Here is a 21505-nt window from a genome sequence, read left to right as displayed (position 1 = left end):
TCTGGACGCGGTTTAGCTTCCAGACGCCAGCCGCCGTCGGCTCGGCGCCGACGTTTGGTGTGCCTCGCGCGGATCCGTAAAACCTGCCCTTTTCCCACTCCGGCAGTATCATACCAGAGCGCAGAAACCCCACGGATCCGTCCGGAGTGACACCGTACCGAGAGTGAGATGCTTCGTTTCGAGTGCGTCCAATGCCGAGTGTCCGTCCGATCCTCGGCAGAGATACGGTATAAGGGTTCGTAGTCTTGAAGTTCTAAACCGCGTCGGCTCCGACGCTCCTGTATTCACTCAACACGACCCCTATCCAAGAACAATGCATATCACCCCGGACTCGGTTTAGATGCCCGACGCCTATATCGAACGGATACTGCGTGCTCGCGTCTACGATGTGGCGCACGAGACACCCCTGACACATGCGCCGCAACTCTCCGCACGCCTCGACAACGAGGTCTTTCTCAAGCGCGAGGACTTGCAGCCCGTGTTCTCGTTCAAGCTGCGCGGGGCTTACAACAAGCTGATCCATCTGGATCCGGAGGTGCGCGCACGCGGCGTGATCGCGGCCAGTGCGGGCAATCATGCACAGGGTGTTGCGCTCGGTGCCGCGAAGCTCGGGGTGCCGGCGACCATCGTCATGCCGCGGACCACGCCTGCGATCAAGGTGCGCGCGGTGCGCCGTCTCGGCGGCAAGGCCGTCCTGCACGGGGACTCGTACGACGAGGCATTCGCCCATGCGATGACCTTGGTTGCGGAGAAGGGGCTGACCTTCCTGCACCCCTTCGATGACCCGGACGTCATCGCAGGTCAGGGGACCATCGGGATGGAGATCCTCCGCCAGCATCCGGTCCCTCCCTACGCGATCTTCGTCCCGGTGGGCGGCGGCGGACTGATCGCCGGGGTCGCGGCCTACGTCAAATGGCTCATGCCCGAGGTGCGTGTCATCGGGGTGGAGCCGCAGGATGCGCCGACGCTGCATGCGGCGCTCGCCGCGGGACGGCGTGTCGAGCTTGCCCAGGTCGGACTCTTCGCCGACGGCGTGGCCGTGAAGCTCATCGGCGAGGAGACCTTTCGCGTCGCCCGGGAGCGTGTCGACGAGGTGGTTCTCGTGAGCACCGACGAGATCTGCGCCGCGGTCAAAGACATCTTCGACGACACCCGCGGGATCGCCGAGCCGGCCGGTGCGCTGGCGGTTGCCGGCATGAAGCGGTATGTCGAGACACACAAGATCAAGGGCGAGCATCTGATCGCGATCGAAAGCGGCGCCAACGTGAACTTCGATCGGCTGCGTCATATCGCCGAGCGTGCCGAGCTCGGCGAGCGGCGCGAGGCGTTGCTTGCGGTCGAGATCCCCGAGCGTCCGGGGAGCTTTCTCGCCTTCTGCCGCGTGATCGGGCGGCGCCAGATCACCGAGTTCAACTATCGCTACTCGGATGCGACGCGGGCGCAGGTCTTCGTCGGTGTCGAGCTCGCGCGCGCCGACGAGGAGCGCGCCGAGCTGATCGGCCGCCTCGTGGAGAAAGGCTTCGGGGTGCTCGACATGACCGAGAACGAGACGGCGAAGCTACATATCCGATACATGGTGGGCGGGCATGCCGAAGGGATCGAGGGCGAGACGCTCGTGCGGTTCGAGTTTCCCGAGCGCCCCGGTGCACTCTTGGATTTTCTCTCGGCCCTCGGAAAGCGTTGGAACATCAGCCTGTTCCACTACCGCAACCACGGCGCCGCCTACGGGCGAGTCCTGATGGGCGCCCAGATTCCGGCGGACGAAACGGGTGCCTTTCGCCAAGCGCTCGATACCCTGGGCTATCAATACTGGGACGAGACCGAGAACCCGGCCTATCGGCTCTTTGCCGGATCTGAACCGCGCTCGGGGTGATTTGCGAGGGTGCAGCGGGGTCGCTGGATCGTCGCGATTAGGCGGCCTCGGCGGGGCGCGGTTCAGATGATGACAAGGAAATCTAAACCGCGCCAACTCAATAGGCATAATGCACCGGGCGCGGTTTAAGTGGTTACCCGGAAATGGTGTTACCCGTAGGTCGGGCAAAGCGCAGCGTTTTCAACACGGCGCCGGCATCTCGGGCGGTGGTGCGGCTTGGAGCCACTTTTCTCGAAGCTCACTTTAAATCGCGCCGCGCAAAGGGGGCAGGCTCAAGAAGAAGCCGAGCGGATCTCCACACCCGATTTATCGCTCGCGTCGCGATTTAAACGCGATTTAAACGCGATTTAAAATAGACGCGCCGTTCGGTCACGACGGCGTCGAGCGGGACGTCCCAGGGGCGAGGCTCGATCCTCTCCAGGCGCTGGCACTCATGGGCCAAACCGATCAGTCGGGGCCGCCGCCAGGATCGAGGGGGCTTCAGATAGGCCAGGGTGCGGTCGTAGTAGCCGCCGCCCATGCCGATACGATTGCAGGCGCTGTCGAATCCCACCAGCGGAACCAGGATCAGGTCGAGATGGCGAGCCGGGCGGCTGTGGCGGCCGCGCCGCGTCGGTTCGGGAATGCCGAAGCGATTCGGTCGCATCGTCTCGCCGGTGATCCAACGCACGAAGCGAAGTTTGATGCTGGATCGGTGCCCGATGCTTCCGCTCAAGACCGGAAGATAGACCGCTTTTCCGCCCTCGCGGGCGGCGTTCAGCAAGGGACGTGGATCGAGCTCGCCGTCGGCGGGCCAATATGCCGCGATTCGGTGGGCACGTCGATAACGATTCTCGCGACGAAGCAGTCGAGCAACCAGATGCGCATGCTCACGCTGGGTCTGGGGACACAATGCTCGCCGGCTCGCGCGCAATGCTTGGCGGAGATGTTTCGGGTCAGCCATGGAGGAAAAGGAAGGGACACCCCCCGCCTGTGCCGTTGCAGACCTTTGTTCTTGAACCAAGAGGTTCAAGTGGGAACACTCGGCTCGGCTTCAGGCTTCCCGCTCGAAGGCGGACTTGCGCAACGGCCTCGCTTCTATGTCCCCAGGGCAGCGATTAGGCTCAAGAAAATACCCAGGCCACGATCGGACACTGCAGGGGATGTCTGAGACGAAAGGCTATACCCTTTCGCCTGACGCGTCCAGCGCCTCTTCGGCCGCCAGAGCTTGCTCGACTCGCTCTTGCAGGAGTGCGAGCCGCGGGTCAAGCTCGCCGCTGTCGACGGCGCGGGTCTTCTGAAGCTGAAAAAGATCGTGGGCGATATTCAGGGCCGCCATGACGGCGATCCGATCGGTGCCGATGACGCGACCGGTTTTGCGGATCTCGCGCATCTTCCCGTCGAGCAGGCGTGCCGATTCGCGCAGTCCGTTTTCTTCATGCGGCGCGCAGGCGATGCGGTAATCCTTGTCGAGGATCCTGATGTTGACCTGAACCGCCTCTTCGCTCACAGACTCTCCTCCATCGCGCGCAGCCGCGACAACATGGCCTCGACTCGGCTGCGTGCTTGCTCGGTCTTTTCGATCAGCTCGCCGCGCTCGGCAACCAGGCTGTCCTGGCGAGAACGCAGGGATTTGTTTTCGTCGCGCAGGCGCTGGTTCAGGCGGATCAAAGCCTCCACCTGCTGCTCCAATTGGTCGAGGTCGAAATGTGCCAAAGTCCACGACTCCGTTGAATTTCGTCGCACTATAGAAGGCGTGCGGAGGACGGTCAATCGCAAGGGGGCGCATGGTATTATCCGAGGCCGTCCGGGTGGTCGCTCTCCCGGCCCCGTCCCCGATTTCACCGCCCTGTTTCATCGAGAGGAGGTCGCCACGAATATCGACGCTGATCGGCTTGCCGTTTATCTGGCAGAAGGCGCTCTCTGTGCGACGCCCAGCGAGGCCCACGGCATCCTCTGTGGTCTGATGTGCGGAGGCGATGCGGACCCCGAGTCCACGTGGTTGCAACAGCTCCTGTCCGCCCCCGAAGCGGCCGATCCGCAGGGCGACGAGGGCCGCGAGGCCCTGTCGGAGCTGGCAAGGCTGACTCGCGAGGAGCTCGAAGGCTCCGAATTCGGCCTCACGCTGTTCCTGCCCGACGACACTCGACCCCTTGCAGAACGGGCCATGGCCCTCTATGACTGGGTGCGCGGCTTTCTTTACGCCTGGGGCACGATTGACCTCGCCGGCGCGCCGCTTTCTGCCGAGACGAACGAGATCCTGCGTGATTTTACCGACGTCACCCGCATGGATCTGGACGGACTCGACGACGACGAGCAAAACGAAGAGGCCCTGACCGAAGTGAGCGAATTCATCCGGGTAGCAGCCATGACGATCTATCAGGAGCGCGTCGTCGCTCCCGCGCGGTCGCCCGAGTCATGACGGCGGCCGAGTACAAGCGACGCCGTCGCGCGCTGGCCAACGCGATCGGCCCGAACGGCATCGCGATCGTTCCGGCGGCGCGCGAGGTCGTGCGCAACCGCGATGTCCATTACCCCTTTCGCCAGAACAGCGACTTCGTCTATCTGACCGGCTTTGCCGAGCCCGACGCCTTCGCCGTCATCGCGCCGAAACGCAAAGACGGCGAGTACGTTCTTTTTTGTCGGCCTCGCGATCCGGAGCGCGAGCAGTGGGACGGCCGGCGCGCGGGCGTGGACGGTGCGACGGCGGATTTCGGAGCCGATCAGGCCTATCCGCTGAGCGAGCTCGACACGGTCATGCCGACCCTGATCGACGGGCGCGAGCGACTGTATTTCGCGATCGGCAGCGATGCGGCGCTCGACGCGCAGGTCATGGGCTGGGTCAACCGGGTCCGTGCAAACATCCGCGCCGGCGCCTCCGCGCCCGAGACCTTCGTGACCATCGAGTCGGTCCTGCACGAGATGCGGTTGCGCAAGAGCACGGCCGAGATCAAACAGATGCGCCGAGCCGCGGAGATCTCCGCCGCGGCCCACCGGCGGTTGATGCAGATCTGCGAGCCCGGCATGAACGAGTCGCGGCTCGAGACCGAGTTCCATCACGTCTGCGCCGCCTCGGGTGCGCGCGACCAGGCCTACTCGCCCATCGTCGGCGGGGGCGCCAATGCCTGCATCCTGCACTATGTCGAGAACCGGGCGCCGTTGCGCGACGGCGATCTCGTGCTGATCGACGCCGGATGCGAGCTCGACGGCTACGCCTCGGACATCACCCGGACCTTTCCCGTGAACGGACGCTTCAGCGCGCCGCAGCGCGAGCTCTACGAGCTGGTGCTCGAGGCGCAGGCCGCGGCGATCGGCAAGGCCAAGCCCGGGAATCTCTGGAACGAGCCGCACGACGAGGCGGTCAAGGTCTTGACCAAGGGTCTGATCCATCTCGGTCTGCTCAAAGGGAAGCTCGCCAAGCTGATCAAGGACGAGGCGCACAAGCCCTACTACATGCACCGCACGGGACATTGGCTGGGGATGGATGTCCACGACGTCGGAAGCTATAAACAAGGCGGTGCATGGCGGCCCTTCGAGCCCGGGATGGTGTTGACGGTAGAACCGGGGCTCTATCTGGCCGATTCGGATGCGATCCCCGAGCCCTATCGGCAGATCGGGATCCGCATCGAGGACGACGTGCTGATCACGGAATCGGGCAACGAGGTCCTCTCTGCCGCGGCACCGAAGGATCCCGATGCGATCGAATCCCTCATGGCGGACAACTAAACCGCGTCCGGAGCGACATGCGTCATTTTCATTTTGCGTTTGGCTTTGGAGATGTCCACGATCTCGGTGAGACGCGGTTTAGAATTTAAGATTTTTCAGTACTTTAAACCGCGCCGGCTCCGACAGTCGTCGGAGCTGCTGCGGCCAAACCACTCAAACACATCACGCATACCGCACCGGGCGCGGTTTAAAGGCAAGCATGCACGAATACGATCTGGTCATCATCGGCGGAGGCTTGGTCGGCGGGAGTTTGGCGTGCGCCCTGTCCGGCTGCGGTCTGCGGATCGCGGTCGTGGAGGCGGTGCCGGCCTCGGCCGAGCACCAGCCGAGCTACGACGAGCGCGTCATTGCCTTGTCCTGGGGCAGTCGCAGGATCCTCGAAGCGATCGGCGTCTGGCCGGACATCGCCCCGGAGGCGGAGCCGATTCGGCAGGTCCACGTCTCCGATCGCGGGCATTGCGGGTTCACGCGGCTCGGTCCGGAGGATGCGGGCGTGGAGGCCCTGGGCTATGTCGCCCCGGCGCGTGTGATGGGGGCGGCCATTCGCTCCGCGCTCGCGCTGTCTCCCGATGTGGAGCTGCTCTGCCCTGCGCGGCTCTCGGAGCATCGCGTCGCGGCCGACCGGGTCGAGCTCGAAGTGCAGTGCGCCGACGAGCGCCTGCGTCTGAGCACCCCCCTGCTGGTCGCGGCCGACGGCGGCGACTCGGCGGTGCGCCGGCAGCTCGACCTCGAGACCCGCGACGACCGCTATGCGCAAGACGCCGTGATCACGACGGTCTCGCCCGATCGCCCCCGGACCGGCGTGGCCTTCGAGCGCTTTACCGATACCGGGCCGTTGGCCCTGCTGCCGATGACGGGCGGACGCTACTCGGTGGTCTGGACCTGTCGAAGCGAGGAGACGAGCGCACTGCTCGCACTCTCGGACGACGCCTTCCTCGAGCGCCTGCAGGCGCGCTTCGGCTACAGGGTCGGGCGTTTTCTGCGGGTCGGCCCGCGTCGCGCCTATCCGCTGAAGCTGGTGCTCACGCGCAACCCGGTACAGCCGCGTGTCGTGCTCATCGGCAACGCGGCGCACACGCTCCATCCGGTGGCCGGCCAGGGCTTCAATCTGGGTCTGCGCGACGTCGCCGCGCTCGCCGAGGTCGTCGCCCAAAGCGCCCGTGCGGGTGCGGATCTCGGCGGTCCGGCGGCCCTCTCGGACTATCGGGCCTGGCGCGGGTCGGATCAGCCGAGCACCGCGCGACTGACCGATCTGCTCGCCCGCGTCTTCGTCAACCCCTGGACGCCGCTGCGGCTCGCCCGCAATGCGGCCATGTTGGGCCTGGATCTCACCCCCCCGGCACGCCACCGGGTGGCGCAGCGATTCATGGGCGTCGGCGGGCGCTTACCGCGCCTCGCCTGCGGGGTCCCTCTGGAGAAGGCCGATGCAAGAGACTGAATCCATGTCATCGAGTATTCCGGATACGACCGCGCCGCAAGATGCGTTGTTCGATCTGGTCGTGGTCGGCGGCGGCATGGTCGGGGCCGCGCTAGCCCGCGCCTGCTCGGGCAAGGGGCTGCGGATCGCGGTCATCGAGACCCGTGCGCCGCGGCGCGATTGGCCCGCGGGCGAGATCGACCTGCGCGTCTCCGCCTTGAGTCGGGCCAGTCAGCGGATCCTCGCACGCCTCGGCGCCTGGGAGCGCATCGCGGCGCTCGGTGCGAACCCCTATCGCAAGATGTGTGTCTGGGATGCTTCCGGCGGCGGGAGCATCCATTTCGACGCCCAGTCGCTCGGGGAACCCGACCTCGGGCATATCGTCGAGAACCGCGTCATCCAACTGGCCTTGTGGGAGACGCTCGAGTCCTCGCCCGACATCCGGCTCGTCTGCCCCGCATCCATCGTCGAGATCGAACGCACGGAGACCGAGTCGCGGGTGGTGCTCGGTGACGGGCAGGTCATCGCGGGTCGCCTGCTGGTCGCCGCAGACGGGCGTGATTCGCTGGTGCGCGAGCTCTCGGGCATCGAGACCGAGGGCCGGGACTACGACCAGCGCGCGATCGTCGCGAACGTCCTGCCGCAGGAATGGCACCAGGAGACCGCTTGGCAGCGCTTCCTGCCCACCGGACCGCTGGCCTTGCTGCCGCTGGCCGACGGGCGCTGCTCGATCGTGTGGTCCGCCACCGAAGCGCGTGCCGACGAGTTGCTGGCGATGGGCGATGCCGCCTTCTCGGCCGCCCTGACGGACGCCTCCGAGGCGCGGCTCGGCCCGCTCGTCGTCGAGGGCCCGCGCGCCGCCTTTCCGCTTCGACTCCAACACGCCAAGCAGTATGTCCTGCCGGGGCTGGCCCTCGTCGGCGATGCCGCGCATGCGGTCCATCCGCTCGCCGGACAGGGCGTGAACCTGGGGTTCCTCGACGCCGCCGAGCTGGCCGCAGCGATCGATCTCGCGCTGGAACGAGGACGCGACATCGCCGGTCTCTGGGCGCTGCGCCGTTACGAGCGGGCGCGCCGCGGCGACAACACCGCCATGCTCGCCGCCATGGACCTGATCAAGCGCACCTTCAGCAACGATCTCCCGCCGTTGGCTGCGGCACGCAGCCTGGGATTGACCCTGACCGACCGGATCAGCCCCATCAAGGCGCTCTTCATGGAGCGGGCGCTGGGTCTCGGGAGCGACCTGCCGCCGCTGGCGCGTCCGATTTAAACCGCGCCCTGCGCGGTGTGCGCTGTTGTTGGATGGGATCGGCCCCGGCAGACTTGACGACCGCTGGAATCGGCGCGGTTTAATATATTGACAAATAAAAAATTTAAGCCGCGTCGTGCGAAGTGACATGGGGGCGCCAAGCGTCGAGCTCACTCGACATCGAGCATCGCGCTCCGGACGCGGTTTAGACCGGGTTCGAACCACAGGCATATATACCGAGCGCACGTGGATTTTTCGCCGCATTGCACGCCCCGCGCACGCCGGGCCGGCGTTCCGCCTCCTCGCCGTAGGGGCCGCTACGCCTCGTCGGCGCGCCTTGTCCCGACGCGCGCGGGACGCACCCTGCTTTCCGAAAAACCCACGCGCGCTCGGTATAGCCATCCCGTCTCTCGGATTCGCAACACTCGGAAGCCGCTCGACTGACTTGACTTCAGTTATCGGTGTTATTCTTAATTCGAAGCCGCGCCGGGCACGATATCCACGATCGCACGGCGCTGCGCAACCAACCAGGCCCGCGTGTTGCCGGTGACACGGCTTAGCCCGAGTGTGCCGTCGCGGAGCAGCGCGGGGACCTGCCTGGCCGCAAGCACTGAGCACAGAGCGGACACCCACGGACCGCATCGTCGGACAAGCGCCGGCACCTAACGACAAGCATCCTAAAAACAAGGGGACAGACATGACAGCCAAGAACGCGTTTTACGCACAATCCGGCGGCGTGACCGCCGTCATCAACGCCTCGGCTTGCGGCGTGATCGAGACCGCGCGTCTTCACTCGGTGCGGATCGGCAAGGTCTACGCCGGACGCAACGGCATCATCGGGGCCCTGACCGAAGATCTGATCGACACCAGCCGCGAGTCCGACGAGGCCATCGCCGCGCTGCGCTACACGCCCTCGGGCGCATTCGGCTCCTGCCGCTACAAGCTCAAGAGCCTGGAGGCCAACAAGCGCGAGTACGAGCGTCTGATCGAGGTCTTCAAGGCCCACGACATCGGCTATTTCTTCTACAACGGCGGCGGCGACTCCGCCGACACCTGCTACAAGATCTCCCAGCTCTCAGAGACCATGGGCTATCCGGTGCAGGCCGTCCATGTCCCCAAAACGGTCGACAACGATCTGCCGATCACCGACAACTGCCCGGGCTTCGGATCGGTTGCCAAATACATCGCCACCTCGACCCTGGAGGCCTCGTTCGACGTGCGCTCCATGGCGAAGACCTCGACCAAGATCTTCGTGCTCGAGGTCATGGGCCGTCATGCCGGCTGGATCGCCGCGGCAGGCGGATTGGTCGAAGACCACGGCATCCCCGTGATGATCCTCTTTCCGGAGATCGAGTTCGACCAGGAGCGCTTCCTCGCCGCGGTCAAGCAGAAGGTCGAGCAGCATGGCTACTGCACGATCGTGGTCTCCGAGGGCGCGAAATATCCGGACGGACGTTTTCTCGCCGAGCAGGGCACGCGCGATGCCTTCGGACACGCCCAGCTGGGCGGGGCGGCGCCGGTCGTGGCCAACATGATCAAGGATGCCACCGGCTACAAGTTCCATTGGGCGGTCGCCGATTACCTCCAGCGCGCGGCTCGTCATTTGGCCTCCAAGACCGACGTCGAGCAGGCCTATGCGATGGGCCGCGCCGCCGTCCAATTCGCCCTCGAGGGGCACAACGCCATCATGCCGACCATCAAGCGGGTCAGCCAGGACCCCTACCGCTGGGAGGTCGGCGAAGCGCCGCTGTCCGAGGTCGCCAACGTCGAGAAGTTCATGCCGCGCGAATTCATCTCGGAAGACGGTTTCGGGATCACGCCGGTCTGCAAGGACTATCTGATCCCGCTGATCCAGGGCGAGGACTATCCGCCGTTCGAGAAGGGGCTGCCGAAGTACGTCACCCTCAAGAATGTCGCGGTCGAGAAGCGGCTGCCGGCGTTCGAGATCTGAGGCGGCTCGGGGCGGGCCTGCGGCGGCCTGCCTCCAGCCGCCTGCCTCCGGATTTTTGCTTCTCGCTTTTCGCTGCCGGATTCAGGATCAGCGATAAACCTCAGAGCTTGAGCCTTTAGGCTGAAAGCTGGAGGCAGGCGCCTGGAGGCTGGAGGCAGGCGGCCGGAGCCAAACGGCAGACCCCGCTCAACGATCGAATGCCGTGTCGATCTCGGGCGCGCCCCCCGGGCGCGGCTCAATCCGCGCGCGATCATTGGGATTTCCCGGCACGCGATGAGCTACAATCGAGTGGATTCGACCTGACCCCGCCAACGCGACCCGCCGTGCATCGGCAGGACGGTCGCATCTCGGCGATTCCATCCGAACCACAGAGGCTGACCCATGGATCCGAAGCGCGTCCCACGCGGCGACAATATCCCGAGCGAGATCAACGTCATCATCGAGATACCGTCGCATGCCGAGCCGGTCAAGTACGAGATGGACAAGGCGACCGGCGCCATGTTCGTCGATCGCTTCATGTCCACGGCGATGCACTATCCCTGTAACTACGGGTATGTGCCGAACACCTTGTCCGCTGATGGCGATCCGGTCGACGTGATCGTGGTGACCCCTTATCCGCTGATCTCGGGATCCGTGATCAAGTGCCGGCCGATCGGCGTACTCAAGATGACCGACGAATCCGGCGACGATGCCAAGATCCTGGCGCTCCCGATCGACAAGCTCTTCAAGGGTTACCGCGAGATCGAGAGCTTCCGCGACATGCCAGCCCACCTGCTCGACCAAATCTCACATTTCTTTGAGCATTACAAAGACTTGGATGAAGGAAAGTGGGTCCGCGTCATGGGCTGGGGCGGCCGCGAGGACGCACGCGAAGAGATCATGAACAGCGTGAAAATGTTCGAAGAAGCACCCGAGAAACCGGCGTTCTGATGTGCCCGTCGCTCGCCCTTCCGTGGGGCGAGCGCTCGATGCGGCGTCTCGATCAGGTCATTCGCCGAGCCCCCTGCCGTCTCGCCGTGTCGGCATCCTTGCCGCCCGCGGCTCCATCACTGCGCGGATCACAAATGCCGTTCACACATTTCGACGAGAAGGGCGCGGCGCAAATGGTGGATGTCGGCGACAAGGCGGTCACCAGACGGCGGGCCGTGGCGGAGGGGAGCATCCGGATGCAGAGCTCCACGCTCGACCTGATCCTCGGCGGCGAAAACCGCAAAGGCGACGTGCTCGGAGTCGCGCGGATCGCGGGGATCATGGGCGCAAAGCGAACCGCGGACCTGGTGCCCTTGTGCCATCCCCTGAGTTTGACCCGGGTCGGTGTCGAGCTTGAGCCGCGCGCCGAGACCTCGAGTGTCTATTGTTCGGCGACGGTCGAGACCAGAGGGTCCACCGGGGTGGAGATGGAGGCGCTCTGCGCTGTTCAGGTCACCCTCCTGACCATCTACGACATGTGCAAGGCGGTGGATCGGGGAATGAGTATCGAAGGCGTACGCTTGCTCGAGAAGGAGGGAGGGCAATCCGGCCACTGGATCCGAGGCATTGCGCCTGCCGGCACCCGCGCACCTGATGCGGGCGATCCTCTTGCGGGCGATCTCGGCCAGGGTGGCTCTGACGAGCCCGGCGCGTCATGGAACAAGCGATGACTCAATTCGTGGAGTGGTCCGCCGCGCTCAGCGTCGGGATCGACGAGATCGACGCACAGCATCAGGCCCTGATCGACCTGATCAACGAGGTGCAGGATGCCGTCGTCGGGGGTGTCGCGCGGGAGCGTCAGCTCGATGCGCTCGGCCGGCTCGCCGAGTACACCAAGATCCATTTCGCCGTCGAGGAGAGCCTGATGCGCATCTTCGGCTATCCGGATTACGAGCGCCACAAGATGCAGCACGAGGGGCTTGTACGCAACATGCTTGAGGTGCAGCGTCGACTCGCGCTGGAGCAGGAGGCGCCGATCGACGAAGGCCTGATGCGGCACCTCAAGCATTGGCTGCTCGATCACATCCTGCAGAGCGATCAGGATTACAGCCGATTCTTTCTCGCCGCAGGCGCCCTGTCGCGACACCAAAAACCGTCCTGGTCGACCCGGATGTGGGACCACTTGTACTTCTGCGGCTCGAAATGCTGGAGTTGAGCCACGTCCGGTATCAGCCTAAACCGCTCGCGGCGCAATACGCATCGTTTGGTGGATTGGTTTGGCCGCACCAGCTCCGATAGCTATCGCAGCTGGCACGGCTTAAGATTCTGAAAAAATTAAGTTTTTAATCGACCCCAAAAAGGTCCGAGAAATCCCTGAGCACGACACACCATCGACGTCGCGCGCTTCAATCCGGACGCGGTTTAAGATGAATCCATTCTATCAACGCGCCCATTTCCTGACGGCTGCCGCACGGGTCGATCAATGCCCTGCGGACGAGGGTCGCGAGGTTGCATTCGCGGGGCGCTCGAATGCCGGCAAGTCCAGTGCAATCAATGCACTTTGCCATCAAAACGCCCTCGCGCGCACGAGCAAGACGCCCGGGCGGACGCAGCAGCTCATCTTTTTCCAACTGGACGAGACGCGACGCTTGGTCGATCTCCCCGGCTACGGATATGCCAAGGTTCCGGACTCGGTCAAGCGCGACTGGCAACAGCACATGGCGGCCTATCTCGAGCAGCGCAGCTCACTCGGCGGCCTCGTCGTCGTGATGGATATCCGCCATCCGCTGGCCGAGTTCGATCGTCAGATGCTCCATTGGGGCGGACGGGCCGATCTGCCGATGCTCGTTCTGCTCACCAAGGCCGACAAACTCAAAACCGGGGCGGCCCGCGCGACTCAGCATGCGGTCGAGCAGGCGGTCTCGAATATGGCGGGGCAGGTCGAGGTGATGCTCTTCTCCGCCCTGAAGCGCCAAGGTGTCGAGTCCGTCCAGCGCCTGCTCGATCGGTGGCTCCGGCTGGATGATGCAATCCCGCCCGCGGGTCCGTCGGACAATCGCACGGACGACTGAGGCCGAGACGGGCCGACGGTGCCGGCCGGACTGCACCGGCGCTCCGTCGGCCCGCGAGCCGGGTGCCTCGGGTCAGTAGCCCATACCCTGCGGCAGCGCCCCCTGATCGTAGCCGGGTACGCCATAACCGGGGGTACCGTAATCGGGCATCACCGGCGGATACCCCATGCCGCGGCGCTCGGCCGGATAAGGCATGCCGCCGGGATAGCCGCCCTGCGGGCCGTAGCCGTAACCATAACCCTGCGGCTCATAGCCGCCGTGAGGCGGCATGCGCGGCATCTCGGGCATCTCGGGAGTGCTGCCGAACAGGGCGCGGGCCGCCTCGATCTGCTCCTCGCTCATCGCCTCGACGGTCTTGCGATACGCCTCGAACCGCTCCTCCATTTCCTTGCGGCGCTCCTCCGCCGCGGCCCACGGCGGCGTTTCGGGCATCTCGACCCCGCGCTCAGCCGCATCGGCGCGCATTTGCTGCCAATGCGCATCGCGCATCGCACGGCGTTCCTCGGGGGTCATGGAACGCATCTGCTCACGCATCACGCGTCGTTGTTCGCGCATCGCGTCCATGTCCTCCGCCGACATGCCGTGACGCTCCGGCATGGCCGGAGGCTCGGGCATCTGCGGCAGATCGACCGACTCCCATGGCGGCATCTCGGGGAGCGCCAGGCCGATCTCGGCGGCACGCGCGCGCAGCTCTTCGTAGCGTTTCTCCCGTTCCGCCATCATGGCGGCGCGACGCTCCTCGGCCTTGGCTCTAGCCACCTCGCCGGGCTTGGGCGCATCGGTCGATGCATCGGTCGACGCATCGGCCGGTACATCGGCCGGCGCCGCAACCGGAGCGGGTGCCGCAGGCGCTTCGTTGGCGGGCGCGACCGGGGGTTGGCTCGATTCGCTCGCCTGCGGATCGGCGAAGGCCCCTTGGCCGATGACGAGCGCCAGGGTTGCCGCCGAGACGAGCGGGATCATGCGAGACGTGTCGGGCATGGAGGTACTCCTCGAAGTGGTGATCGTCAGGGAAGTTCGGCGGATCCGTCGCCTTCGGCTCGGTGTCGATCGACCGGGCAGGCGTGGCCGAACCCATCTCCGTAAACCTGCAACGGTTGCCGCCGTGCCCGTCGGGAATCAGCATCGTTTCGTGCTTTTGCAGGGTCATTGAACACCCCGGACGAACGCGGCAGCGCCACCGAGCTTAACCGATCCGTGACCCCGAGCGACACCCCCCTTCCTGCTCCCTTGCGGACGGTGATTTGCATGATCCCGGGATCCTGCGGTTGAACGGGAGTCGTGCTCGGCCGCGCAGCGGCCCCATGCGCGGAGGCGAGCCACACGCAGGCTCCCCGGGTTAGGATTGACCGCGTGGGTTGCGATACCCCGAAATTGACACGAGGAGCGTGTATGCAGATCGGCGACTTGATGAGCATGAGCGGCGTGGCGTTCGGAACCAGCGGTGCCCGCGGGTTGGCGCAGGCGATGACCGATCGGGTGTGCTACGCCTATACGGCAGGGTTTCTCGGCTATCTTCGCGCCGGCGGCCTGCTCGGCGCCGATGCCGAGGTCGGCTTGGGCGGCGACCTGAGACCCAGCACAAGCAGAATCCTGGTCGCCTGCGCCCGTGCAGCGCTGGATCTGGGCTGCCGACCCCGCTACCTCGGGCGTATCCCGAGTCCGGCCGTAGCCGCGTGGGGACTCGCCCGCGGCGCCCCGAGCCTGATGGTCACCGGCAGCCACATCCCGGACGACCGCAACGGCATCAAGTTCAATCTGCCGACGGGCGAGATCCTCAAACGCGACGAGGAAGGCATCCGCGGGCAACCGCTCCACGTCGACGAGACGCTCTTCGATCCGGCCGGCGGCTTTGTCGTAGACCAGTCCGGTGCACTTCCGAACGAGGACCCCCTCGCCTATCGGGACTACCTCGCTCGCTATCTGGATTTCTTCCCGTCGGGCTGCTTGGACGGCTTGCGGGTCGGTGTCTACGAGCATTCCAGCGTCGCGCGGGGAGCCTATGTCGACGTGCTCGAGGGGCTCGGGGCACGCGTGACACGGCTGGGATTCTCGGAGGTCTTTGTCCCTGTCGATACCGAAGCGATTCGCCCCGAAGACGTCGCCCTCGCGCGCGAGTGGGCCGCGACGGGGAGCTTCGATGCCCTGGTCTCCGCCGACGGGGACGGCGACCGTCCGCTGATCGGCGACGAGACGGGAGACTGGCTGCGCGGGGACATCGCCGGGATCCTGTGCGCGCGCCAACTCGGCGCCCGCGGGGTGGTGACACCGGTCAGCAGCAACACGGCGGTCGAGCGATCCGGCTGGTTCGAGACGGTGCTGCGCACCCGGATCGGATCGCCCTTCGTCATCGAAGGGATGCAGGATCTCATCGACCGGGGCATGGACCGGGTGGTCGGCTACGAGGCGAACGGGGGCTTCCTGCTCGCCACCGACATCGAGCAGGATGGCCGAATCCTCCCTGCCCTGCCCACACGCGACGCGGTCTTGGTCGCGATCGCCATCCTGCGCGCGGCCGTGGAGCAGAGAAAACCCGTGTCGGCCCTGTCCGCCGCGCTCCCGCGCCGCGTCACGCGGAGCGATCGTCTGAAGGATTTCCCGACCGAGATCGCTCGGGCGCGCCTTGCCGAGATGCATCGCGGCGATCCTGCCCGAGACAAGGCCGCGGCGCAGGCCGTGTTCGGCGCCGCATTCGGTCCGGTCGCGGATCTCGACGCCACGGACGGTCTGAGGATCACCTTCGTCAGCGGCGAGATCGCGCATCTGCGCCCGTCGGGAAACGCCCCTGAGCTGCGGGCCTACACCGAGGCGGACAGTCCGCAGCGCGCCGAGGAGATGAACCGGATCTGCATGGATATCCTCGCCAAGTGGCGTGCTTAAACCGCGTCAGGGATAAGGCCCTTCGTGGCCTCGAGGGCGCCATGCTCCGGCCGACATCGATTTAGACCCTCGGACGCGGTTTAAGCGCGGTTTAAGCAGCGTTGAGCTCGTCGATCAAGGCGCCGGGGTCCGTGTCGTCGAGACGGGCGAAGAGCGCGGCGGTACGGCGCTCCAGGTCGCGTGTATCGGCCTGCAGCACGACCTCTTTGACGTCCAGGATGGCGCCCGGCTGCATGCTGAATTCACGTAACCCGATTCCCAGAAGGAGGCGGGTGAAGCGTGGATCGCCGGCCATCTCGCCGCACATACTGACCGGTCGCTTCAGGTCGCGCGCGGCCTCGATGGTCATGCGCACCAGCCGCAAGATGGCCGGATGCGTGGGGTCGAAGAGATAGTTGACGCCGTCGTCGAGTCGGTCGATCGCAAGGGTGTACTGGATGAGATCGTTCGTGCCGATCGACAGAAAGTCCAGACGCCGAGCCAGTGCACGTGCGCAAAGGGCCGCCGCGGGCACCTCGATCATGGCCCCGATCGGAAGGTTCGGATCGTATTGGAGACCGTCGCGGTCGAGCTGAGCCTTGATCTGCCGGATCAGCGCGAGAACGGTATCGACCTCGTGCACGCTGGAGACGAGCGGCAACATCAGTCGAACGGGTCCGATTGCGCCGGCGCGCAGGATCGCGCGCAATTGCGGGCGAAAAAGGTCGGGCTCCTTCAGGCAGAGGCGGATCGCGCGCAGTCCGAGCGCGGGGTTCGAGACCCCGGGCGCCGGTTCCGACGCCGTATCGATGCGTTTCTCGACGCCCAGGTCCAGCGTGCGGATGGTCACCGGGATGCCGCCGAGCCCGGCGACGATCTCTGCGTAGTTCGCCAGGTGCTCCTCCTCGTCGGGGAGATCACGGCGATTCATGTAGAGGAACTCGGTGCGGTAGAGTCCGACCCCGCCGGCACCGTTGGCGGTCGCAAGCTCCACGTCTTCGGGAAGCTCGAGATTCGCCAGGAGATCGATCGCGACCCGGTCGCGCGTGACGCAGGCGCGCCCGACCAGCCCACGCAAACGCAACTGACGGGCCTCTGCTGCTCGCAGCCGGTCACGGAAAAAGGTCAGGGTCAGCGGGTCCGCATCGGCAAGGACGGTGCCGGTCTCGCCGTCCACCAGGATGAGCTCGCCTTGACGCAGGTAGCGCGTGATGTTGTGGATGCCCATCACGGCGGGCACCCCGAGACTGCGTGCCAGGATGGCCGTGTGGGACATGGGCCCGCCGAACTCGGTCACGAAGGCGACCGCACCGCGATGGTGCAGGAGGATCGCATCCGCGGGGGTGAGGTCGCGCGCCACCACGACGCGACCTGCCAGATCCTGAGCCGATGGCTCGCTTTGCTCGACGGCGCCTTGCAGGAAGGTCTGAATCTGCTGGACGACATGCTCGACGTCGTCGCGGCGGGTGCGCAGATAGGGGTCGTCCATCTCGTCGAAGATCCCCACCAGGGTGTCGCGCTGGCGTTGCAGCGCCCACTCCGCATTGCAGAGCTCCTCGGCAACGATGCGGCGCACCTCCTCGACCAAGGCGGCATCCTCGAGCATCAGGAGGTGGGTGTCGATGAACTCGGCAATGTTGAGCGGCGTATGGCGAGGGATCTGGTTGCGCACGGCCTTCAATGCCTGGCGCGCTGCGGTGACGGCCAAGTCGAGTCGCTCGATCTCGGCGGCGACCTCGTCGACCGCAATCGAGGATTGCGAGGCGGCACGGCCGCCGCGTCCGTCCACGAAGGCGGGTCCGAGCGCCAGCGAGCGGCTCGTCGAGATGCCGATCCCCTGAAAAGCGGTGGTCATTCCGACTCTCCGAAGCGCTCGCCGATCAACGCCTCGATCGCCGCCATGGCGGCATCCTCGTCCTCGCCGGAAGCCTCGACCGTGATCCGGGTCCCTTGGCTCGCGGCCAGCATCATCACGCCCATGATGCTCTTGCCGTTGACGCTCTGACCGCGCCGCTCGATCTCGACATGGCTGGCGAATCGTCCGGCGCATTGCACGAGCTTGGCCGCCGCACGGGCATGCAGACCCAGCTTGTTGAGGATCTCGATCTCTTTGCGAATCATGTGCGGTCGTCTCGTCGCGCGCAGAGCAATACGCCGTCGCGCCCGCCCTGCAACGCCTTCTCGGTCACGGCGTCCAGGTCGAGCGAGGCGTAGGTCAAGGCACGCAACAACATGGGCAGGTTCAATCCGGCAATCACCCTCAAACGCTCGTGGATCGCGAGCAGCGATACCGCGACATTCGCCGGTGTGGCGCCGTAGAGATCCGTCAGGATCAGGACGCCGTCTCCGACATCCAGTCGATCCACGCACTCGGCGGCTTGGGCGGCCAAGATCTCGCACGGCATGTCGTTGACGACCTCCATCGCTTCGACGCCCGGCGGACGTGCGCCGAGTATCGCGGTCGCGACCCGCAGCAGATCCATGCCGAGCGGCCGATGGGTGATCATGAGGAGACCGACGCTCAAGGGAGCTCCCGATGCCGCACCATCACCTGATGGCCTTCGGACTCGAAATGATGCCGCAGGGATTCGGTCATATAGACCGAGCGGTGCTGCCCGCCCGTGCAGCCGATCGCAATCGTCAGATAGCTGCGCCCGTCCGTTTCGAAGCTGGGGATCCAACGATCGAAGAACCCCTGGATGTCGGTGCGCATCCGACAAAAGGCCTCCGCGGAATCGAGGAACTCGATCACCGGCCGATCGCGTCCGGTCAAGCGGCGCAGCTCGGGTTGCCAATGCGGATTGGGTAGGCTGCGCAGGTCGAAGACAAAGTCCACGTCGTGCGGAACACCGTGCTTGAAGCCGAAGGACTGGAGCAGGATGGATGCCTTCGGCGAGTCGCCGCCGACCAAGCGGCTGCGCACGAGATCGCGCAGCTCGTGGACGTTGGTCTGGGTCGTGTCGATGCAGATGTCCGCACAGCTGCGAATCGGCTCGAGGAGGCGGCGCTCGAGCGCGATCGCCTCGGGCAGCGAACGGTCCCCGCGGGTCAAGGGATGCTTGCGGCGGGTCTCGCTGAAACGCTTGATCAGGGTTTCGGTGTGGGCGTCGAGGAAGAGGACATCGCAACCGATGCCGCGCTCGCGCGCCGAGCGAACCAGCTCTGGAAGGTGTCGGAGCTCCTCGGGGCCACTGCCCGGACTGGTCCGGGCGTCGATCCCGACCGCCGTCATCGTGAAGGCATCATCGAGCCCCTCGTGCAGTCCCAGCGCGAGATCCTGCAGCAAGAACAGCGGCAGGTTGTCGATACAGTAGAAACCCACGTCTTCCAGGGTATGGAGCGCGACGCTCTTTCCCGAGCCGGACAGACCGCTCAGGATAACGAGCCTCATCGGCTTGCCGACGGCCTGCGGCTGCTCGCGCCCCGGCTCAGGTGCGGATGGTCGGCTCATGACGGTGTTCTCGGCGGATCGGGTCGATCGATGCTGATGGCACGCGCCTGGCGGTCGACGAAGTCGACGCCGGCATCGTATCCGCGGATGCGCAGAATCTGGTGTCGCACGGCCGCCTCGACCAGGATTGCCAGATTGCGGCCGGGGGCGACCGGCATCGTGATCTTGGGGACCGCGACGCCGAGGATATTGCGCACCGAGAGGCTGCCGCTGAGTCGGTCGATGCACTCGAGCTGCTGCTGGTCGAGCGGCTGGAGATCGATGATGAGATTCAGTGTCTTGCTGCGCACGACGGCACCCTCGCCGAACATGGCGCGAATGTTGAGAATCCCCAGACCGCGGACCTCGAGAAAATCGCGCAGGGCTTCGGGGCAGGTCCCCTCCAGGGTCTCCGGGGCGATGCGTGCGAAACGCGGCGCGTCGTCGGCGATGAGCCGGTGGCCGCGCGAGATCAGATCGAGCGCCAGCTCGCTCTTGCCGACCGCCGGATCGCCGACCAAAAGGACGCCCATGCCCAGGACCTCGATGAAGACGCCGTGCACCGTGCGGCGCTCGGCGAGTGCATGGGTCAGAAAATAGCGCAGGTGGTTGATCAGCTCTTCGTCGCCGAGGGAGGAGCCGATGAGCGGCGTACGTGTCTGCTCGGCGGCCTCGCGGAAGGCGGCCTCCGGCTCGATGCCGTCGGAGAAGATGACGGCGGCCGGGTGATCCGAGAAGAGCTTCTGCACGGTCTCGCCGAAGGCGGTCCGGCCCAGTTGGGCCAGGTAGATCAACTCGGCATTGCCGATCACCTGCAGCCGATTCGGATGGATACAGTTCAGGGAGCCGATGAGCGACTGCCGTGTGCTGCCCGGAGCCTCTGTGCGCAGCAAGCGTGCGCTCGCCGGCTCCGGCGTGATCCAGCGCAGCTTGAGCCGGGGGCCGGTTTGTGCGATCAGGGATTGAAGGCTTTCGATCATCGCTGGCGACCCGGCTTGGCCGCTAGGTGGCCTTCAAAAGGTCCAGAATCGCCGCGGGCGAGTCGGCGTCGCGCAGCTGCGACCGCGTTGCCGACTCGCTGAATCGCCCTGCCAGATAGGCGAGCAGCTGGAGGTGCTCCTCGGTCGCCGTCTCCGGAACCAAGAGCGCAAAGGCAAGATCGACCGGTTCGCCGTCGGCGGCGTCGTAATCCACCCCCCGAGTCGTTTGCACGAAAGCCCCGATGACCTGCGAGACCTCCTTGATCCTCGCATGAGGCAGGGCCACACCGTGGCCGAGCCCGGTGCTGCCGAGGCGTTCGCGCTCGAGGAGACGCTCGAAGACATTCTCCGTGCTCAAGCGCGGATGGTCGTTGGCGAGCAGCTCGGCAAGGGTCTCGAGCAAGCGTTTCTTGCTGGAAATCTCGAGCCCCTGACCGATTCGGGCCTCGTTGATCAGTTCGGGGCTGAGCATCGATATCGGCTCCCGTGCGCCGCGGGTAACGGGCGTTTCGGCTGGCTCTTGAATAGAGGCCCGCGCAGCGATGGCGAGCGAGGGTATGTGATCATGGATCCTGAGTATCCTCGAATGTTCGGCCGGGGTCGGCACTTGCGCCTGCCCGCCTTTGTAACCGATCCCGTTCGTGGAATACCTCCGACGGGCAAGTGCCCGCCGGAGGTCTCGGAGGCGTCTGCGCGACGCCGGGAGCGTCAGATCTGGTCGGGCTCTTCGCCCTCGCTGATCTTCGGGCTCGCACCGCGATGATCGTTCTTTTTCTCCTTATGGCGAAGCACTTGGCGATCGAGCTTGTCGATCAGCCCGTCGATCGCGGCGTACATGTCCTCGTGGACCGAGTCGGCAAAGAGCTTGTTGCCGTTGATGTGCAGCGTCGCTTCCGCCTTTTGGGCGAGCTTCTCGACGCTGAGAATGACATGCGCGTTGATGACGTGGTCGAAGTGCCGCGCAAGGCGCTCGAACTTCGTGTCGACGTAGCCCTTCAGCGCCTCGGTGACGTCGATGTGGTGACCCGTCAAGTTGATCTGCATCTGGTGACTCCTTATG

The 21505-nt window shown here is 65.4% G+C and carries 22 protein-coding genes and 1 other RNA gene; 11 read left to right on the top strand and 12 right to left on the bottom strand.

The features are described from left to right. Window positions 1-340 precede the first annotated feature (340 nt). On the top strand, window positions 341-1873 hold the full coding sequence (gene ilvA, locus THIMADRAFT_RS07025; RefSeq protein WP_007192294.1) for a threonine ammonia-lyase, biosynthetic: 1533 nt from the start codon (window positions 341-343) through the stop codon (window positions 1871-1873). A 325-nt stretch (window positions 1874-2198) separates the two neighbouring features. On the opposite strand, the gene THIMADRAFT_RS07020 is transcribed toward ilvA, so the two are convergent. The 4 genes from THIMADRAFT_RS07020 to THIMADRAFT_RS07010 form a co-directional block, all read right to left on the bottom strand. Then, the gene (locus THIMADRAFT_RS07020; protein WP_007192293.1) at window positions 2199-2765 is read right to left on the bottom strand and encodes a 5-formyltetrahydrofolate cyclo-ligase; all 567 of its coding nucleotides are present in this window, start codon (window positions 2763-2765) and stop codon (window positions 2199-2201) included. A gap of 67 nt (window positions 2766-2832) precedes the next feature. Continuing rightward, window positions 2833-3018: non-coding RNA, 6S RNA (gene ssrS, locus THIMADRAFT_RS25485), on the bottom strand. A 14-nt stretch (window positions 3019-3032) separates the two neighbouring features. Continuing rightward, the gene (locus THIMADRAFT_RS07015) at window positions 3033-3362 is read right to left on the bottom strand and encodes a cell division protein ZapA (RefSeq protein WP_007192292.1); all 330 of its coding nucleotides are present in this window, start codon (window positions 3360-3362) and stop codon (window positions 3033-3035) included. Continuing rightward, window positions 3359-3568 carry a TIGR02449 family protein gene (locus tag THIMADRAFT_RS07010; protein ID WP_007192291.1) on the bottom strand — a complete coding sequence of 70 codons (210 nt, stop codon included), beginning with the start codon at window positions 3566-3568 and terminating at the stop codon, window positions 3359-3361. Before THIMADRAFT_RS07010 ends, THIMADRAFT_RS07015 begins: the two co-directional genes overlap by 4 nt. Window positions 3569-3608: 40 nt before the next feature. On the opposite strand from THIMADRAFT_RS07010, the gene THIMADRAFT_RS07005 reads away from it, so the two are divergent. From THIMADRAFT_RS07005 to yihA, 9 genes are all read left to right on the top strand, one after another. Beyond that, on the top strand, window positions 3609-4274 hold the full coding sequence (locus THIMADRAFT_RS07005; RefSeq protein WP_007192290.1) for a UPF0149 family protein: 666 nt from the start codon (window positions 3609-3611) through the stop codon (window positions 4272-4274). Beyond that, window positions 4271-5578 (top strand): Xaa-Pro aminopeptidase, encoded by a 1308-nt coding sequence (gene pepP, locus THIMADRAFT_RS07000; protein ID WP_007192289.1) that lies wholly within the window; start codon window positions 4271-4273, stop codon window positions 5576-5578. Before THIMADRAFT_RS07005 ends, pepP begins: the two co-directional genes overlap by 4 nt. A 199-nt stretch (window positions 5579-5777) precedes the next feature. After that, a complete protein-coding gene (ubiH, locus tag THIMADRAFT_RS06995; RefSeq protein ID WP_007192288.1) occupies window positions 5778-7016 on the top strand; it encodes a 2-octaprenyl-6-methoxyphenyl hydroxylase in 1239 nt (412 codons plus the stop codon). Beyond that, on the top strand, window positions 7003-8265 hold the full coding sequence (locus tag THIMADRAFT_RS06990) for a UbiH/UbiF/VisC/COQ6 family ubiquinone biosynthesis hydroxylase (RefSeq protein ID WP_007192287.1): 1263 nt from the start codon (window positions 7003-7005) through the stop codon (window positions 8263-8265). Before ubiH ends, THIMADRAFT_RS06990 begins: the two co-directional genes overlap by 14 nt. Before the next feature lie 676 nt (window positions 8266-8941). After that, the gene (locus THIMADRAFT_RS06985) at window positions 8942-10195 is read left to right on the top strand and encodes a 6-phosphofructokinase (protein WP_007192286.1); all 1254 of its coding nucleotides are present in this window, start codon (window positions 8942-8944) and stop codon (window positions 10193-10195) included. 381 nt (window positions 10196-10576) lie between these two features. Beyond that, window positions 10577-11125: an inorganic diphosphatase gene (ppa, locus tag THIMADRAFT_RS06980; protein WP_007192285.1), complete on the top strand. Its 549-nt coding sequence runs from the start codon at window positions 10577-10579 to the stop codon at window positions 11123-11125. 134 nt (window positions 11126-11259) lie between these two features. Next, complete coding sequence (gene moaC, locus THIMADRAFT_RS06975) at window positions 11260-11835, top strand: cyclic pyranopterin monophosphate synthase MoaC (protein ID WP_007192284.1); 576 nt, start codon at window positions 11260-11262, stop codon at window positions 11833-11835. Continuing rightward, entirely contained in the window at window positions 11832-12320 is a 489-nt protein-coding gene (locus THIMADRAFT_RS06970; protein ID WP_007192283.1) for a bacteriohemerythrin, read from the top strand. The genes moaC and THIMADRAFT_RS06970 overlap by 4 nt, the downstream gene beginning before the upstream one ends. A gap of 211 nt (window positions 12321-12531) precedes the next feature. Further along, window positions 12532-13176: a ribosome biogenesis GTP-binding protein YihA/YsxC gene (gene yihA, locus THIMADRAFT_RS06965; RefSeq protein WP_007192282.1), complete on the top strand. Its 645-nt coding sequence runs from the start codon at window positions 12532-12534 to the stop codon at window positions 13174-13176. A gap of 72 nt (window positions 13177-13248) precedes the next feature. Here yihA and THIMADRAFT_RS24505 read toward each other — a convergent pair whose 3' ends face one another. Then, window positions 13249-14157, bottom strand: coding sequence for a hypothetical protein (locus tag THIMADRAFT_RS24505; protein ID WP_007192281.1), 909 nt, complete (start codon window positions 14155-14157; stop codon window positions 13249-13251). Window positions 14158-14568: 411 nt separating this feature from the next. Between THIMADRAFT_RS24505 and THIMADRAFT_RS06955 the strand changes: the two genes are divergently transcribed. Beyond that, on the top strand, window positions 14569-16056 hold the full coding sequence (locus tag THIMADRAFT_RS06955; protein ID WP_007192280.1) for a phosphomannomutase: 1488 nt from the start codon (window positions 14569-14571) through the stop codon (window positions 16054-16056). A 91-nt stretch (window positions 16057-16147) separates the two neighbouring features. Here THIMADRAFT_RS06955 and ptsP read toward each other — a convergent pair whose 3' ends face one another. The 7 genes from ptsP to hpf all read right to left on the bottom strand — a co-directional run bounded on the left by ptsP (window position 16148) and on the right by hpf (window position 21489). Next, entirely contained in the window at window positions 16148-17890 is a 1743-nt protein-coding gene (gene ptsP / locus THIMADRAFT_RS06950; RefSeq protein ID WP_007192279.1) for a phosphoenolpyruvate--protein phosphotransferase, read from the bottom strand. Next, on the bottom strand, window positions 17887-18156 hold the full coding sequence (locus THIMADRAFT_RS06945; RefSeq protein ID WP_007192278.1) for an HPr family phosphocarrier protein: 270 nt from the start codon (window positions 18154-18156) through the stop codon (window positions 17887-17889). The genes ptsP and THIMADRAFT_RS06945 overlap by 4 nt, the downstream gene beginning before the upstream one ends. Then, on the bottom strand, window positions 18153-18560 hold the full coding sequence (locus THIMADRAFT_RS06940; protein WP_007192277.1) for a PTS sugar transporter subunit IIA: 408 nt from the start codon (window positions 18558-18560) through the stop codon (window positions 18153-18155). The genes THIMADRAFT_RS06945 and THIMADRAFT_RS06940 overlap by 4 nt, the downstream gene beginning before the upstream one ends. Next, window positions 18557-19426 (bottom strand): RNase adapter RapZ, encoded by an 870-nt coding sequence (gene rapZ, locus THIMADRAFT_RS06935; protein WP_040730239.1) that lies wholly within the window; start codon window positions 19424-19426, stop codon window positions 18557-18559. The genes THIMADRAFT_RS06940 and rapZ overlap by 4 nt, the downstream gene beginning before the upstream one ends. Before the next feature lie 56 nt (window positions 19427-19482). Beyond that, window positions 19483-20445, bottom strand: a complete 963-nt coding sequence (hprK, locus tag THIMADRAFT_RS06930; protein WP_007192275.1) for an HPr(Ser) kinase/phosphatase — start codon at window positions 20443-20445, stop codon at window positions 19483-19485. 22 nt (window positions 20446-20467) lie between these two features. Further along, entirely contained in the window at window positions 20468-20917 is a 450-nt protein-coding gene (locus THIMADRAFT_RS06925; protein ID WP_007192274.1) for a PTS sugar transporter subunit IIA, read from the bottom strand. 236 nt (window positions 20918-21153) lie between these two features. Further along, the gene (gene hpf / locus THIMADRAFT_RS06920; protein ID WP_007192273.1) at window positions 21154-21489 is read right to left on the bottom strand and encodes a ribosome hibernation-promoting factor, HPF/YfiA family; all 336 of its coding nucleotides are present in this window, start codon (window positions 21487-21489) and stop codon (window positions 21154-21156) included. Window positions 21490-21505: the final 16 nt, after the last annotated feature.

It is taken from the genome of Thiocapsa marina 5811 (genome assembly GCF_000223985.1).
GTDB lineage: Bacteria > Pseudomonadota > Gammaproteobacteria > Chromatiales > Chromatiaceae > Thiocapsa > Thiocapsa marina.
Note: the sequence above shows the minus strand (reverse complement) of the source record. Positions and strands in the feature narration are given on the sequence as shown.

What these genes read in the sequence shown, in the direction of transcription:
- THIMADRAFT_RS06990 (WP_007192287.1), top strand. Translation starts at nt 7,003, where the DNA reads ATGCAAGAGACTGAATCCATGTCATCGAGTATTCCGGATACGACCGCG.
- ppa (WP_007192285.1), top strand. Translation starts at nt 10,577, where the DNA reads ATGGATCCGAAGCGCGTCCCACGCGGCGACAATATCCCGAGCGAGATC.
- THIMADRAFT_RS06985 (WP_007192286.1), top strand. Translation starts at nt 8,942, where the DNA reads ATGACAGCCAAGAACGCGTTTTACGCACAATCCGGCGGCGTGACCGCC.
- THIMADRAFT_RS06970 (WP_007192283.1), top strand. Translation starts at nt 11,832, where the DNA reads ATGACTCAATTCGTGGAGTGGTCCGCCGCGCTCAGCGTCGGGATCGAC.
- ptsP (WP_007192279.1), bottom strand. Translation starts at nt 17,890, where the DNA reads ATGACCACCGCTTTTCAGGGGATCGGCATCTCGACGAGCCGCTCGCTG.
- THIMADRAFT_RS06955 (WP_007192280.1), top strand. Translation starts at nt 14,569, where the DNA reads ATGCAGATCGGCGACTTGATGAGCATGAGCGGCGTGGCGTTCGGAACC.
- THIMADRAFT_RS06945 (WP_007192278.1), bottom strand. Translation starts at nt 18,156, where the DNA reads ATGATTCGCAAAGAGATCGAGATCCTCAACAAGCTGGGTCTGCATGCC.
- ilvA (WP_007192294.1), top strand. Translation starts at nt 341, where the DNA reads ATGCCCGACGCCTATATCGAACGGATACTGCGTGCTCGCGTCTACGAT.
- ubiH (WP_007192288.1), top strand. Translation starts at nt 5,778, where the DNA reads ATGCACGAATACGATCTGGTCATCATCGGCGGAGGCTTGGTCGGCGGG.
- pepP (WP_007192289.1), top strand. Translation starts at nt 4,271, where the DNA reads ATGACGGCGGCCGAGTACAAGCGACGCCGTCGCGCGCTGGCCAACGCG.
- yihA (WP_007192282.1), top strand. Translation starts at nt 12,532, where the DNA reads ATGAATCCATTCTATCAACGCGCCCATTTCCTGACGGCTGCCGCACGG.
- rapZ (WP_040730239.1), bottom strand. Translation starts at nt 19,426, where the DNA reads ATGAGGCTCGTTATCCTGAGCGGTCTGTCCGGCTCGGGAAAGAGCGTC.
- hprK (WP_007192275.1), bottom strand. Translation starts at nt 20,445, where the DNA reads ATGATCGAAAGCCTTCAATCCCTGATCGCACAAACCGGCCCCCGGCTC.
- hpf (WP_007192273.1), bottom strand. Translation starts at nt 21,489, where the DNA reads ATGCAGATCAACTTGACGGGTCACCACATCGACGTCACCGAGGCGCTG.
- THIMADRAFT_RS24505 (WP_007192281.1), bottom strand. Translation starts at nt 14,157, where the DNA reads ATGCCCGACACGTCTCGCATGATCCCGCTCGTCTCGGCGGCAACCCTG.
- THIMADRAFT_RS06925 (WP_007192274.1), bottom strand. Translation starts at nt 20,917, where the DNA reads ATGCTCAGCCCCGAACTGATCAACGAGGCCCGAATCGGTCAGGGGCTC.
- moaC (WP_007192284.1), top strand. Translation starts at nt 11,260, where the DNA reads ATGCCGTTCACACATTTCGACGAGAAGGGCGCGGCGCAAATGGTGGAT.